Genomic DNA, 12,686 nt, shown 5'->3' on the forward strand with positions numbered 1-12,686 from the left:
AGGAAACTGCTGGACGCCATCGAGGCCAGCAAGCGCCCGAGCCTGGCGCGTTTCATCTATGCACTGGGCATTCCGGATGTTGGTGAAGAAACCGCCAAGGTGCTGGCCCGCTCGTTGGGCAGCCTGGCACGGGTGCAGCAGGCACTGCCGCAGGTGCTTACCTACCTGCCGGACATCGGCCTGGAGGTTGCCCACGAGATCCACAACTTCTTCGAAGACGAGCACAACCAGAAGGTTATCAGGCAATTGCTGGACAGCGGCATGCAGCTGCAGGACGAAGGCGAGCTGGCGGCAGAGTTTGCGGCCAGCACCACCCTGGCCGGCATGATTGCCAAGCTCGACATCGCCTCGGTCGGCCCGACCGGTGCCGAGAAGCTGGTGGCCAAGCTCGACAGCCTGGAAAAGATCATCGCGGCCGACGGCATCGACCTGCGCCAGGCCTTGGCGGCCAAGCAGGCCGATGCCGTGCGTGAGTTCTTCAAGGATGAAGCCAACCAGCAGCTGGCGCGGGCCATCGAGGCGCAGCTGCTGGCGTTCGGCATGCACTGGAGCAGCGAGAAGAAGGTTGCCGAAGGCCTGCCGCTGGCGGGCCAGACCTGGGTGCTGACCGGCAGCCTGGAGCGCATGAGCCGCGACATAGCCAAGGACAAGCTGGAAAGCCTGGGGGCCAAGGTGGCCGGCTCGGTTTCTGGCAAGACCCACTGCGTGGTGGCGGGGCCGGGTGCCGGTTCCAAGCTGGCCAAGGCCAGCGAGCTGGGGGTGAAGGTGCTCGATGAGGATGCCTTCATCGGCTTCCTGGCCGAGCAGGGTATCGCGGTCTAACCCTTCTGCGCACCCCTGTAGGAGCGGCCTTGCGCCGCCCCTCCCATTGTAGGAGCGGGTTCACCCGCGAATAGGCCTTTGCAGGTCACCCCTGTCCGGACAAGTCATTGAGAAATGATGACTTTTTCTCATCCAGAGGTTGTATCTGCCCCCAAGACCGGTACAATGGCGCCACTCGCTGCTCAGCGAGGCATGTAGTGGTGGCCCCATCGGTCCCCCCGCATTGATTACCCGTCAACCTGGTCAGATCCGGAAGGAAGCAGCCATAGCGGGAACATCGAGTGCCGGGGTGTGGCTGGTGGGGCCGCCTCCATTACGTAAGTCCTTAATTCTAAAGGACTTCCTCCCAAGAAAATCTAGAAGTGGGCCAGTACCGTATTGCACCTAGTGGTGCGCTGTGGACGGCATTCCAGCCGACTATAAACCGCCTTCAGACAGGCTCCACCACCACTTTTTGCTACCGTGGTAATAGTCGTGTTCGTTAGGTTACTGTGAGGTTGCGGCCCCAATTTTCTACAGGGCAGTAGCATGCGCATTGCAGTACCCAGCGGCGTGGTACTGGCGATCAACCTAACCAAACAACTCGCAAGACTGCGTTTGATAAGAAGGTGGCTGCTGCGGCTCTAGCTGGAGCGGCAAGTACCGCTCCTTCTGGATACCCCGCAGTAGGCGTAGCAGTTGCAATTGTCAGTGTCTCCGCCATTTTTCCTACCCTATCTGTCCGCCATCATACATGAAGCCCCGCAGATCCAGGTCTGCGGGGTTTTTCATTTCGGGATTATTAATAGCATTTGTAGATAGCTCACCGTGACGGGGAAATATCAACTCACCGCTTCCGCGCGGGAAGTTGGTCGGAGCATCCCTGGTCTCAAAAGATGTGAAAGGAGAGGGGCTGGACCTGACATTTCTGCCAGTTGTCCTGCATAGCGGGCACTCCTACAGTAGAGCTGTTTAATCCATGCCGTTACGAGTGAGGAATGAGCCATGAGTTTACCAGGAGCTGTACCCCCAAGCGCCCCAGTAACAGTGGATGGCGTCGCGTCGATTGATGAAGAGCTCAAGGGCTTTGCGGCTTACGTGAAATCGAAATATCCGAACACGACGTCTACAGCCTTGCAACGTCCTTATATAGATGATGTGATTCACCCTGCGGCCACCGAGGATTTTGGGATCAGTGATGAATTGGTTGAGGATTCTGAGAGTACGGTGACTGTGCTTGTTGCTCTGGATGCCAAAACGGCGGAGCAAGACTATCTTGGCTTGTTTTGGGGGGGGAATCTGGTTGCGGGAGGGAAAATCACTAGTAGTGAGGCAGGGAAGTATAAGACATTCAAGATTGAAGGTAAGAAAATCCCAGAAGGTAGCTCTTTTTTGAAGTATACGGTGTACAAAGCAGTCGGCGGCGCATTTCTTGAGTCTCCGACAGTTAGCACGTTGTTCCGTAGAGGTCAGCCGGGCGTGAAAGGGACGCAAGGTGTTGGCTTGGAGCTCAGTGCGCCCGTCGTGGCCTTGCCTGCGTCTTCCGTTATTGGTCAAGACGAAGCAAAAGCAGGTATCAAGGTCACCATACTTGCCTATCTGAGCATGAATGAGAATGATGTGATCTATGTGTACTGGGGGGATCAGGAAATCTCGCACAAGGTGACTGAAGCTCAGGTCGGTAAGCCTATTGAATTGATGGTGCCGGAAGGTGTTGTAAAGGCAGAGGGCGATAGTAAATCATTGCCTGTATATTATTACGTTGCAGATGTCGTTGGTAACGAATCGGAATGGTCCGAAGAAACCAAGGTCGAGGTCAATACTGAAGGCGTTACGCTGAGCGCGCCTGAAGTGCTGAGTGGTAATGGTGCTGTTATCACAACGGGTGAGATCGAGACTGCCAGTATTTCACTGGACTATGTGGCCCTTCAGTTTCCTGGAAAGTTTCAGGTGGGTGACAGTCTCCTCCTGCATTGGGTGGGCACTACCGAGCAAGGTCAAAGCACATCAAAGAACTTTGGGCCGCTCATCGTCCAGGATTCGATCAAACCTCAGCAAGTTCAAGTTCCGTACGATCAGTGGTGGCCACTCGGTGGAGGCAGTGCACAGTTTTCATATACGTTGACACCCAAGACTGGGGTGCCCATTACATCGAAGAAAGGGTATATCAACGTTACAGGCATGGCTTCGTTGTTGCCAGTGCCGACGATCCACAAGACAGAAGGTGGTTGGGTTGATCCGGACCTCAAATTCATTAATGTCCTGATTCCGCTGACTGCCAATTTTCAAGCACAAGATGAAATTACCCTTGTGTGGCATGGTACAAAATCGGAGGGTTCCCCGCTTTCGATACCTGTAAAAAAGGTACCGGTCACCAGCAATATGGTTGGCAGCCCGATAGCGATCCGGCTTGCTGGGCTGACTTTCCTCAAGGTGCTTGAAGGTGGTTTTGTGAAAGTCTCGTACCACGTGGCACGAGGCAAGCAGGTCTTCAAGTCTGAAACCGCAACTTACGAAATTGGCGACCCTGTTGAGAGCCTGCCGGCACCTGCAACTGAATTGCCGCTGATCAATAGCACCCTGGATCCCGATAATGATGAATATGAATTCAATATGGTCATCGAGATCCCTGAGGGTGCTGAGCAACCGGCCCCGTGCACGATTTACCTGCATTGGGAAACCTCTGAAGGTGATTATTATCGCGACGAACTGAAAGTCTCTAAAGATGATAACGGACCCTTTCGATTCACTGTGCCTCGCTCTGTCTATGAGTTAGAAGGTGCAGCGCCTGTAGAAATGACGGTATACTACGCGGTCGAATGGCCAGGAAAGCCTATTGCTGCATCCGCTGATTTTGTCTTCACCGTGGCAACCGCAGCGATGCAGAAGAATTTCATTGGCGCTCCAGTGGTGCCCTTGGAAGTGGGCGGCAAACTGAACCTGACACCAATCATTGACAATCTACTCCCCGTGCGTGTCGATCACCCCAGTCTGGCGCTTGGCGATGAAGTTGTCATCAAGGTCGGTAATTACTCAAGCGGTAAGATGCTGCTGACCAGTGCGGGTGCCAAAACATTCAATTTGCCGCTTGATCGAGTACTCGCTCAGAACATGAAATCACTGCTGGATAGTGCTGCTCAACCCCTTGCTGTGCGCTACGAATTGGTACGCAATGGGACCACGCAGGTCACTCTTTCCAATGTGCTTAATTTGCAGCTTATTGGAGCGGTTTCCAAGGAGAATTTTGAGTCGGTTGGGGCCAGGACTTTGCCGCTTGGGGCGGTACTAGAGTGCCCTGGGCTAACCGTTACAGTGACCAGAGGCCATTGCTCATTGTTGTGTAGCCGCTGCGATGGTTGGTATCCAACCTGGGGGAATATTATTTCTACGGGCCATGGTGCCCATATAAAATTTACTCTGAGAGGGTTGGCCAAGGCGATCAGCTTTGATATCGCGGATGATTTTAGAGGGGCGCATAAAGTACGCTTTTACACGGCAGCCGGCACTGTGATTACTACCATTCCAGCGCCGAAATTTTCCGATGCCAAGCCGGCGGGGTATCGACCTCATTCCACACGGGTTTCATTCACCTCACCTAGTTCTGCCATCAAGTCGTTTGAGTTCATGGATGGCGGTACAAATGTGCATCTCGATAACATTCGGTACACACCTTTTTAGGGATGGTCCGAAAAAGCCATGCATCTCTGGCTAACTTCAGTGGCTGCCAGTTTAAAAAGCATCCGACTGATCCCAAAACTGGGATCAGTCGCGCGGTTCTATATTTTTTATTACCGCCAGCGCATCACGGCAGCCCTTTTGCGTATTACACACGCATTGACTGTCATCTCGTCAGGCCTGTGTAGCCCCCTTTTTTCCCAAGCCCCGCCGCAGCTAGCTGCATCAGGCGGCGGAATTTCGGGCATGCCAAATGATCTTCTTCCGGGCATTGCGCTGCGTGCCGCAAGCCCTTGCTCATGGCCTGCAACTGCTTGATCCGCGCATCAAGTTCGTCCGCCTTAGCCATCAGCATCTGCCGGTCTACCTGCAGGTCCACCAGCATCGCCCCCACTTCGTCCAGTGAAAAACCTGCAGCCTGCCCTAGGGCGATCAACGCCAGGCGGTCCGCAACATCGGCGGCGAACTGCCGCCGTTGCCCAGGTCCGGCCAAGGACTTGAGCAAGCCTTTCTTCTCGTAATAACGCAGCGTCGATGCACGTACGCCTGTGCGCTTGGCGACGTCAGCAATATCCATTCGGGCCCTTGACTTGAAGTTGACTTCAACTTCTATGCTGCGCGGCATGGTGTTGATCGTCAATCCTGGAGGGCTTTTGCATGACATTTTTATCGATATTTTCCGCTGCGTTGCCCATTGGTATCGGTGCCACGGTAGTGATGGACCTGTGGGCGCTTCTGCTCAGGCGGCTGGGTATCGCCACGTTGAATATGGCCATGGTCGGGCGCTGGGCGGGGCATTTGCTGAGCGGGCGTGTGCGGCATCAGGCGATTGCCAAGGCCGAGCCGGTTCGGCATGAACTGGCGTTGGGCTGGGTGATTCATTACGCCATTGGCGTGCTGTTCGCGGTGCTTCTGGTGGTGGTTGCGGGGGAGGGGTGGTTGCTGGTCCCTACCTTGGTGCCAGCGCTGGCGCTAGGTGTGCTGACCGTCGTGGCGCCATTGTGCTTCATGCAGCCGGCGATGGGGGCGGGGTTCTTTGCGTCAAAAACGCCGATGCCTGCGCGTAACTGCCTTAAGAGCCTGGCCACGCACTTCGTGTTTGGCGTAGGGCTGTTTGTGAGTGCGCGGCTGCTGGCTTCGGTGTGAGGAGATAGGGAGATGCGGCAGTGCTGGCACGGCTGCGCCATCAAGCACTACCGCCGTACCCCAACCAACCCGATCCCCCCATACCGCTGCACAATCCGCTCGATCTCACCGGACTGCTTCATCCGCACCAAGGCCCGCAGCAGCCTCTGCGTCGGTATCGCCGGATCATTGCGCACCATGCACCCCAGGTCCTGTTCCTCCAGCACTGCCAGCGCAGGCAGCTGCTGCTGCGCCGGCAAGCCCTGGTTGAACCACTGCAACGACAGCTGGTTGCTTACCGCATGCCGATACCGCCCCGCCTGCAGCTTCTGCAGCACCAGCAGCTGGCTGCGGCTGTCTTCGCGTTGCAATCGGCCTTGGTCCAGCAGAGGCTGCAGGGTCGAATAGGTGTAGCCCAGCACGGTGCCGACCGTCTGGGGTGGCAGATCCTCAGGTGGCATCGGGTGGCTTTCACCCACCCCCCCCACCAGCACGTCACGTTGGTGAATCAGCGGGATGCTCCAGACAAAATCCCCCGGCCGGTCATTGAACCATTGGGTGCTCACATAGCAGCGCACATCGATATCGCCACTGTTCATGGCCTCCTGCAAGCGCAGGCGGGCCATCACGTGAAACGCCGGGCGGACGCCCACTTCCCTGGCCATGGCCTGCATCAGGTCGTACAGCAAACCCTCCACCGGCTGGTCGCCTTCGATGCGCACCAGTGGCATGCTCCAGCTTTCAGCTACGGAAAAACGCACTACGGGCTGCTCAGCCAGGCTGCAGGAGCACCAAAGCAGTAACAGGGTCAGCAGTGTTCGCAAAAGCAATCCTCCCTGGACAGCGCGTCAGTATTGAAGCTTAGACGACTCGCGCAGGGTGCAATTTTGCCCCCGCTCCGCTAGCATTAGCGATCTTCCGCTCGATCAGGCTACGATGGTTTTTCGATGAGTTATCAGGTTCTTGCACGTAAATGGCGTCCGCGCTCGTTTCGCGAAATGGTCGGCCAGGCCCATGTGCTCAAGGCCTTGATCAATGCCTTGGACAACCAGCGCCTGCACCATGCCTACCTGTTTACCGGTACCCGTGGCGTGGGCAAGACTACCATCGCCCGAATCATCGCCAAGTGCCTGAACTGCGAAACCGGCATCACCTCTACACCCTGCGGCACTTGTTCGGTGTGCCGGGAAATCGACGAGGGCCGCTTCGTCGACCTGATCGAGATCGACGCCGCCAGCCGTACCAAGGTCGAGGACACCCGCGAACTGCTCGATAACGTGCAGTACGCCCCCAGCCGCGGGCGCTTCAAGGTCTACCTGATCGACGAAGTGCACATGCTCTCGACCCACTCGTTCAACGCCTTGCTCAAGACGCTGGAAGAGCCGCCTCCCTACGTCAAGTTCATCCTGGCCACTACCGACCCGCAGAAGCTGCCGGCCACCATCCTGTCGCGCTGCCTGCAGTTCTCGCTGAAGAACATGAGCCCGGAGCGGGTGGTCGAGCACCTGAGTCACGTGCTGGCCGCTGAGAACGTGCCGTTCGAACCCGATGCCCTGTGGCTGCTGGGCCGCGCCGCCGATGGCTCGATGCGCGACGCCATGAGCCTGACCGACCAGGCCATCGCCTTTGGCGAGGGCAAGGTGCTGGCGGCCGATGTGCGCGCGATGCTTGGCAGCCTTGACCACGGCCAGGTCTATGGTGTGTTGCAGGCACTGCTCGAAGGCGACGCCCGGGCCTTGCTCGAGGCCGTGCGCAACCTGGCCGAGCAGGGGCCGGACTGGGCTGGCGTGCTGGCCGAAATGCTCAATGTGCTGCACCGCGTAGCCATTGCCCAGGCGCTGCCAGAGGCCGTGGACAACGGCCAGGGCGACCGTGACCGGGTGCTGGCGCTGGCGTCGGCGCTGCCCGCCGAGGACGTGCAGTTCTACTACCAGATGGGCCTGATCGGTCGCCGTGACCTGCCCTTGGCGCCGGACCCGCGTGGCGGCTTCGAAATGGTGTTGCTGCGCATGCTGGCGTTCCGCCCGGCCGACACCGACGATGCGCCGAAGCCGGTGCTAAAGCCAGTGGGGATCAGCCAGGCCACAGCTGATCCTGCAACCCCGGTGGCAGCGCCAGCGGTTGCCGTGGCGCCGCCCCCTGCCGAGGCTGTGTCGCCAGAACCTGCCCCTGCCACTGCGCCGCTGGTAGTGCCGCCGCCTGCCACAGCTGACCATGAACCGGAACAGGAACCAGACACCGCGCTGAAAGCCGAGATCGAGGCCATTTCAGTGCCCGAGCCGGTTGCCGAGGTGGTTGACCTGCCTTGGGAGGAGCCGGTCGCAGCCTCCGAGCCTGCGCCGGTCGAGCCTGTGCCAGAGCCCTTGGCTGCCCCGCAGGCAGCGCCTCAGCCTGCGCCGCCGGCAACCCGGCCGGCACCTCAGCCTGAAGCCGACGCGCCGCCTTTCGATCCGTCCGCCTACGCCGCCGTGGGCATGGATCGCGACGATGAGCCGCCGCTGGACGACGACTATTACGGCGGTGAAAGCGACCCGGTCGGCTTCAGCTACCTGGACGAACTGGCCGAACACATCCAGGAAGAGGCGCCCAAACCTGTCGCGCAACCGCTGCCAGCGGCCAAGCCGGCCACCGGCCTGGCCCTGCAATGGCTGGAATTATTCCCGCAGTTGCCTGTGTCCGGGATGACAGGCAACATCGCGGCAAACTGTACCCTGATCGCCGCCGATGGCGATGACTGGCTGCTGCACCTGGACCCTGGCCAAGGCGCGCTGTTCAACGCCACCCAGCAGCGGCGCCTGAACGATGCGCTCAACCAGCACCTGGGGCGTACCCTGAACCTGCGTATCGAGCTGATCCTGCCCGAGCAGGAAACCCCGGCCCAGGCAGGGGCGCGCAAGCGTGCCGAGCGCCAGCAGGACGCGGTCACCTCGATCGAGCAGGATCCGTTGATCCAGCAAATGATCAAGTTGTTCGGTGCCAAGGTGCGGCAGGATACTATTGAGCCTGTAGAGGCCCTGGCCAATCAGGGCCAGTAACGGATAACCATGCGGCCGGCCCGGTGCCGGGCCGCATCACATGACCCAATCGAGGTATACCCCCATGATGAAAGGTGGCATGGCCGGCCTGATGAAGCAGGCCCAGCAGATGCAGGAAAAAATGGCCAAGATGCAGGAAGAACTGGCCAACGCCGAAGTCACCGGTCAGTCCGGTGGCGGCCTGGTGAGCGTGGTGATGACCGGTCGTCACGACGTGAAGCGCGTCAGCATCGACCAGAGCCTGATGTCGACTGACGAAGACGACAAGGAAGTGCTGGAAGACCTGATCGCCGCCGCGCTTAACGATGCCGTGCGCAAGATCGAGCAGAGCAGCCAGGACAAGATGGGCGGCATGACCGCCGGCATGCAACTGCCTCCGGGCTTCAAGATGCCGTTCTAAGGGCATTGCGATACCGAAACCGCCGCTGACAACAGCGGCGGTTTTTTTGTGCAGAAATTTCAGGCCAGATGCGGTCTGCTCTTTTGTAGGAGCGGCCTTGCCGGGGCGCCGGACCGGTCGGATAGGGCTGCGCATCAGCCGCGGCAATTCATGCTGCGAAGCAAAGCTCCTGGGGCCGCTGCGCGCCCCATCGCGACACAAGGCCGCTCCTACAAGGACGGTGTGGGGCTGGAGGCTGATTTGACGCCACTGCCCACGCTGGGTATAAACCGCCTCTTATTGATTTGTCAGGCCATTCCCATGAGCTTCAGCCCCCTCATCCGCCAATTGATCGACGGCCTGCGCATTCTGCCGGGTGTCGGCCAGAAAACCGCCCAGCGCATGGCCCTGCAACTGCTCGAGCGTGACCGCAGCGGCGGCCTGCGCCTGGCCCAGGCGCTGACCCAGGCCATGGAAGGGGTGGGCCACTGCCGCCAGTGCCGTACCTTGACCGAGCAGGAGCTGTGCCCGCAATGCGCCGATACGCGTCGTGACGACACCCAGCTGTGCGTGGTCGAGGGCCCGGTGGATGTGTATGCGGTGGAGCAGACCGGCTACCGGGGCCGTTACTTCGTGCTCAAGGGCCATTTGTCGCCGCTGGACGGCCTGGGGCCGGAGGCGATCGGTATTCCGCAGCTGATGGCGCGGATCGAGGAGCAGGGCACCTTCACTGAGGTGATCCTGGCGACCAACCCGACGGTGGAGGGTGAGGCGACGGCGCATTACATTGCGCAGTTGCTGAACGAGAAGGGCCTGGTGGCGTCGCGCATTGCCCATGGCGTGCCGCTGGGCGGCGAGCTGGAGCTGGTGGATGGTGGGACCTTGGCCCACGCCTTTGCAGGGCGGCGGCCGATTTCGCTCTGATTCGGAATTGTCGGGGGCGCGTTGCGCCCCCGAATAATCAGTATTCGCTGAGAGAAAATTCGGTAAGGCAGAAGGTAGGCACCCCGGCCGCCTGCAGCCGGCGCGACCCCTCCAGCTCTGGCAGGTCGATGATCGCCGCCGCCTCAAACACCTGCGCCCCGGTCCTACGCACCAGGTTGGCTGCTGCCAGCAGGGTACCGCCCGTAGCAATCAGGTCGTCGAAGATCAGCACCGAATCCCCTTCGCACAGGCTGTCGGCATGCACTTCCAGGAAGGCTTCGCCGTATTCGGTCTGGTAACCCTCGCTAAGCACGTCAGCCGGCAGCTTGCCTTGCTTGCGGAACAGGATCAGCGGCTTGTTCAACTGGTGCGCGATGATCGAGCCGATCAGGAAGCCCCGCGCGTCCATGGCGCCGATGTGGCTGAACTCAGCCTCGACATAGCGCTCGATGAACTGGTCGGCGACATAGCGCAGCCCACGCGGCGACTGGAACAGCGGGGTGATGTCGCGGAAGATCACGCCTGGTTTCGGGAAGTCCACTACCGGGCGGATCAGGGCTTTGAGGTCGAAAGCGTCGCTGTGCATTGTTGCGGGTATCCTGGGAAAACGAATGGCCAAGTATACCCGCTAAACGCAGGCCTCAGGCCTCGATTGCGCCACCGGCCAGCGCACACAGCTGGATCGGGTCGAGGATGTGCACTTCCTTGCCTTCGGCGCGCAGCAGGCCGTTCTGCTGGAAGCGGGTGAACACCCGCGACACGGTTTCCACCGCCAGGCCCAGGTAATTGCCGATTTCGTTGCGCGACATGCTCAGGCGGAACTGGTTGGCCGAATAGCCGCGTGCGCGGAAACGTGCGGACAGGTTGACCAGGAAGGTGGCGATGCGCTCGTCAGCGGTCTTTTTCGACAGCAGCAGCATCATTTGCTGGTCGTCACGAATCTCCCGGCTCATCACCCGCATCAGCTGGCGGCGTAGCTGCGGCAGTTGCACCGACAGCTCGTCGAGGCGCTCGAAGGGGATTTCGCACACCGAAGTGGTTTCCTGAGCCTGGGCCGATACCGGATAGGCTTCGGTATCCATGCCCGACAGGCCGACCAGCTCGCTGGGCAGGTGGAAGCCGGTGATCTGCTCCTCGCCGCTGTCGCTCAGGCTGAAGGTTTTCAGGGCGCCGGAACGTACCGCGTAAACCGAGCCAAAACTGTCCCCCTGGCGGAACAGGAACTCGCCTTTTTTCAGCGGTCGCCCGCGCTTGACGATTTCATCCAGTGCATCCATGTCTTCCAGATTCAGTGAAAGAGGCAGGCACAGGGGGGCCAGGCTGCAATCCTTGCAATGGGCCTGGTTGTGTGGGCGCAGTTTGACTGGCTCGGACATTTGAATCGATCCTTGTGGGAAAGCACACATAAGTCGTAAGGGTAACCCACGACACAGGGTGTAGGCCAGCGTGCGCGATGATGGTGCGCCGTGGCGAAACCCCGGCAGTGGCCTGCCGGGAGTCCTTGTGTGCCCAATAGTGTGCCCGACAAGGAAACTTGTCCATGCGGTCGAACGACTCGGTGTTCAGATCACCCGTGAGAAGCGTTGGCGGTTCTGCATCGCCAGGTAGGCGTCGAACACCATGCACACCGAGCGCGCCAGCAGGCGGCCAGCTGGCAGGATGCGGATGCCCTTGTCGTCCAGGCTGATCAGGCCGTCGCGCTGCAAGTTCAGCAGCTGGGGCCAGAGGTCGTTGAAGTAGCCGCGAAAGTCGAGGGTGAAAGCCTGTTCGATGGGCTCGAAGTCCAGTTCGAAATGGCAGATCAGCTGCTGGATCACCGCCCGGCGTACGCGGTCGTCCTGGCTGCAGAGCAGACCACGCTGGGTGGCCAGCTGGGCGTTGGACAGGCTTTCCTGGTAGGTGGCGAGGTCGCTGCTGTTCTGGCAATACAGGTCGCCGATCTGGCTGATGGCCGACACGCCCAGCCCGATCAGGTCGCAATGGCCATGGGTGGTGTAGCCCTGGAAATTGCGCTGCAGGGTGCCTTCTTCCTGGGCAATCGCCAGCTCGTCGTCGGGCAGGGCGAAGTGGTCCATGCCGATGTAGCGGTAGCCGGCTGCGGTCAGCTGGTCGATGGTCGCGTGCAGCATCTCCAGCTTGGCGGCCGCGCTGGGCAGGTCGTTGCTGTCGATGCGCCGCTGTGGCATGAACCGCTCGGGCAGGTGGGCGTAGTTGAACACCGAGAGCCGGTCGGGTTGCAGGCGGATCACTTCTTCGACGGTACGGGCAAAGCCTTCCGGGGTTTGCTTGGGCAGCCCGTAGATGAGGTCGAGGTTGACCGAGCGGAACTGCAGCGTGCGCGCAGCCTCGATCAGGGTGCGGGTCTGCTCCAGGCTTTGCAGGCGGTTGACTGCGCGCTGCACGGCCGGGTCGAGGTCCTGCACGCCGAGGCTGACGCGGTTGAAGCCCAGCTCGCGCAGCAGGCCCATGGTCGACCAGTCGGCCTCGCGGGGGTCGAGCTCGATGCCGTAGTCCCCGGAATCGTCCTCCAGCAAGTGGAAATGCTGGCGCAGGGTGGCCATCAGCTGGCGCAATTCCACATGGCTGAGGAAGGTCGGCGTGCCGCCGCCGAAATGCAGTTGCTCGACCCGTTGCCCAGGCGCCAGGTGGCAGGCGATCAGGCGGATTTCCTGCTCCAGGCGCTGCAGGTAGGGCGCAGCGCGGGCGCGGTCTTTGGTGATGACCTTGTTGCAGGCGCAGTAGTAGCA

11 protein-coding genes and 1 other RNA gene are annotated in these 12,686 nt (G+C 60.1%); 7 read left to right on the forward strand and 5 right to left on the reverse strand.

The genetic code is table 11. The features are described from left to right. The 3 genes from HP546_RS16760 to HP546_RS16770 form a co-directional block, all read left to right on the forward strand. A partial coding sequence (locus HP546_RS16760; protein ID WP_256678490.1) for a helix-hairpin-helix domain-containing protein occupies window positions 1-822 on the forward strand: 822 nt, incomplete at its 5' end. A 207-nt stretch (window positions 823-1,029) separates the two neighbouring features. Continuing rightward, window positions 1,030-1,126, forward strand: an RNA gene (gene ffs / locus HP546_RS16765) — signal recognition particle sRNA small type. Between the two features lie 680 nt (window positions 1,127-1,806). Further along, on the forward strand, window positions 1,807-4,479 hold the full coding sequence (locus HP546_RS16770) for a hypothetical protein (protein WP_172227555.1): 2,673 nt from the start codon (window positions 1,807-1,809) through the stop codon (window positions 4,477-4,479). 163 nt (window positions 4,480-4,642) lie between these two features. Here HP546_RS16770 and HP546_RS16775 read toward each other — a convergent pair whose 3' ends face one another. Beyond that, window positions 4,643-5,053: a helix-turn-helix domain-containing protein gene (locus HP546_RS16775; RefSeq protein WP_172227569.1), complete on the reverse strand. Its 411-nt coding sequence runs from the start codon at window positions 5,051-5,053 to the stop codon at window positions 4,643-4,645. Window positions 5,054-5,133: 80 nt separating this feature from the next. Between HP546_RS16775 and HP546_RS16780 the strand changes: the two genes are divergently transcribed. Next, the gene (locus HP546_RS16780) at window positions 5,134-5,622 is read left to right on the forward strand and encodes a DUF2938 domain-containing protein (RefSeq protein WP_172227557.1); all 489 of its coding nucleotides are present in this window, start codon (window positions 5,134-5,136) and stop codon (window positions 5,620-5,622) included. A gap of 47 nt (window positions 5,623-5,669) precedes the next feature. On the opposite strand, the gene HP546_RS16785 is transcribed toward HP546_RS16780, so the two are convergent. Then, window positions 5,670-6,425, reverse strand: coding sequence for an ABC transporter substrate-binding protein (locus tag HP546_RS16785; RefSeq protein ID WP_172227559.1), 756 nt, complete (start codon window positions 6,423-6,425; stop codon window positions 5,670-5,672). Between the two features lie 123 nt (window positions 6,426-6,548). On the opposite strand from HP546_RS16785, the gene dnaX reads away from it, so the two are divergent. The 3 genes from dnaX to recR all read left to right on the forward strand — a co-directional run bounded on the left by dnaX (window position 6,549) and on the right by recR (window position 9,939). Next, entirely contained in the window at window positions 6,549-8,636 is a 2,088-nt protein-coding gene (gene dnaX / locus HP546_RS16790; protein WP_172227561.1) for a DNA polymerase III subunit gamma/tau, read from the forward strand. Window positions 8,637-8,700: 64 nt separating this feature from the next. Next, on the forward strand, window positions 8,701-9,036 hold the full coding sequence (locus tag HP546_RS16795) for a YbaB/EbfC family nucleoid-associated protein (protein WP_172227563.1): 336 nt from the start codon (window positions 8,701-8,703) through the stop codon (window positions 9,034-9,036). Window positions 9,037-9,336: 300 nt separating this feature from the next. Then, entirely contained in the window at window positions 9,337-9,939 is a 603-nt protein-coding gene (gene recR, locus HP546_RS16800; protein WP_172227565.1) for a recombination mediator RecR, read from the forward strand. A 37-nt stretch (window positions 9,940-9,976) separates the two neighbouring features. On the opposite strand, the gene HP546_RS16805 is transcribed toward recR, so the two are convergent. From HP546_RS16805 to hemN, 3 genes are all read right to left on the reverse strand, one after another. Beyond that, a complete protein-coding gene (locus tag HP546_RS16805; RefSeq protein ID WP_054573138.1) occupies window positions 9,977-10,525 on the reverse strand; it encodes an adenine phosphoribosyltransferase in 549 nt (182 codons plus the stop codon). Between the two features lie 55 nt (window positions 10,526-10,580). After that, entirely contained in the window at window positions 10,581-11,315 is a 735-nt protein-coding gene (gene fnrA / locus HP546_RS16810) for a Crp/Fnr family transcriptional regulator FnrA (protein ID WP_003254301.1), read from the reverse strand. A gap of 186 nt (window positions 11,316-11,501) precedes the next feature. Beyond that, a partial coding sequence (gene hemN, locus HP546_RS16815; protein ID WP_172227567.1) for an oxygen-independent coproporphyrinogen III oxidase occupies window positions 11,502-12,686 on the reverse strand: 1,185 nt, incomplete at its 5' end.

The sequence above is a fragment of the Pseudomonas sp. CM25 genome (assembly GCF_013179705.1).
GTDB lineage: Bacteria > Pseudomonadota > Gammaproteobacteria > Pseudomonadales > Pseudomonadaceae > Aquipseudomonas.

What these genes read in the sequence shown, in the direction of transcription:
- HP546_RS16770 (WP_172227555.1), top strand. Translation starts at nt 1,807, where the DNA reads ATGAGTTTACCAGGAGCTGTACCCCCAAGCGCCCCAGTAACAGTGGAT.
- HP546_RS16775 (WP_172227569.1), bottom strand. Translation starts at nt 5,053, where the DNA reads ATGGATATTGCTGACGTCGCCAAGCGCACAGGCGTACGTGCATCGACG.
- HP546_RS16780 (WP_172227557.1), top strand. Translation starts at nt 5,134, where the DNA reads ATGACATTTTTATCGATATTTTCCGCTGCGTTGCCCATTGGTATCGGT.
- dnaX (WP_172227561.1), top strand. Translation starts at nt 6,549, where the DNA reads ATGAGTTATCAGGTTCTTGCACGTAAATGGCGTCCGCGCTCGTTTCGC.
- HP546_RS16795 (WP_172227563.1), top strand. Translation starts at nt 8,701, where the DNA reads ATGATGAAAGGTGGCATGGCCGGCCTGATGAAGCAGGCCCAGCAGATG.
- recR (WP_172227565.1), top strand. Translation starts at nt 9,337, where the DNA reads ATGAGCTTCAGCCCCCTCATCCGCCAATTGATCGACGGCCTGCGCATT.
- HP546_RS16805 (WP_054573138.1), bottom strand. Translation starts at nt 10,525, where the DNA reads ATGCACAGCGACGCTTTCGACCTCAAAGCCCTGATCCGCCCGGTAGTG.
- fnrA (WP_003254301.1), bottom strand. Translation starts at nt 11,315, where the DNA reads ATGTCCGAGCCAGTCAAACTGCGCCCACACAACCAGGCCCATTGCAAG.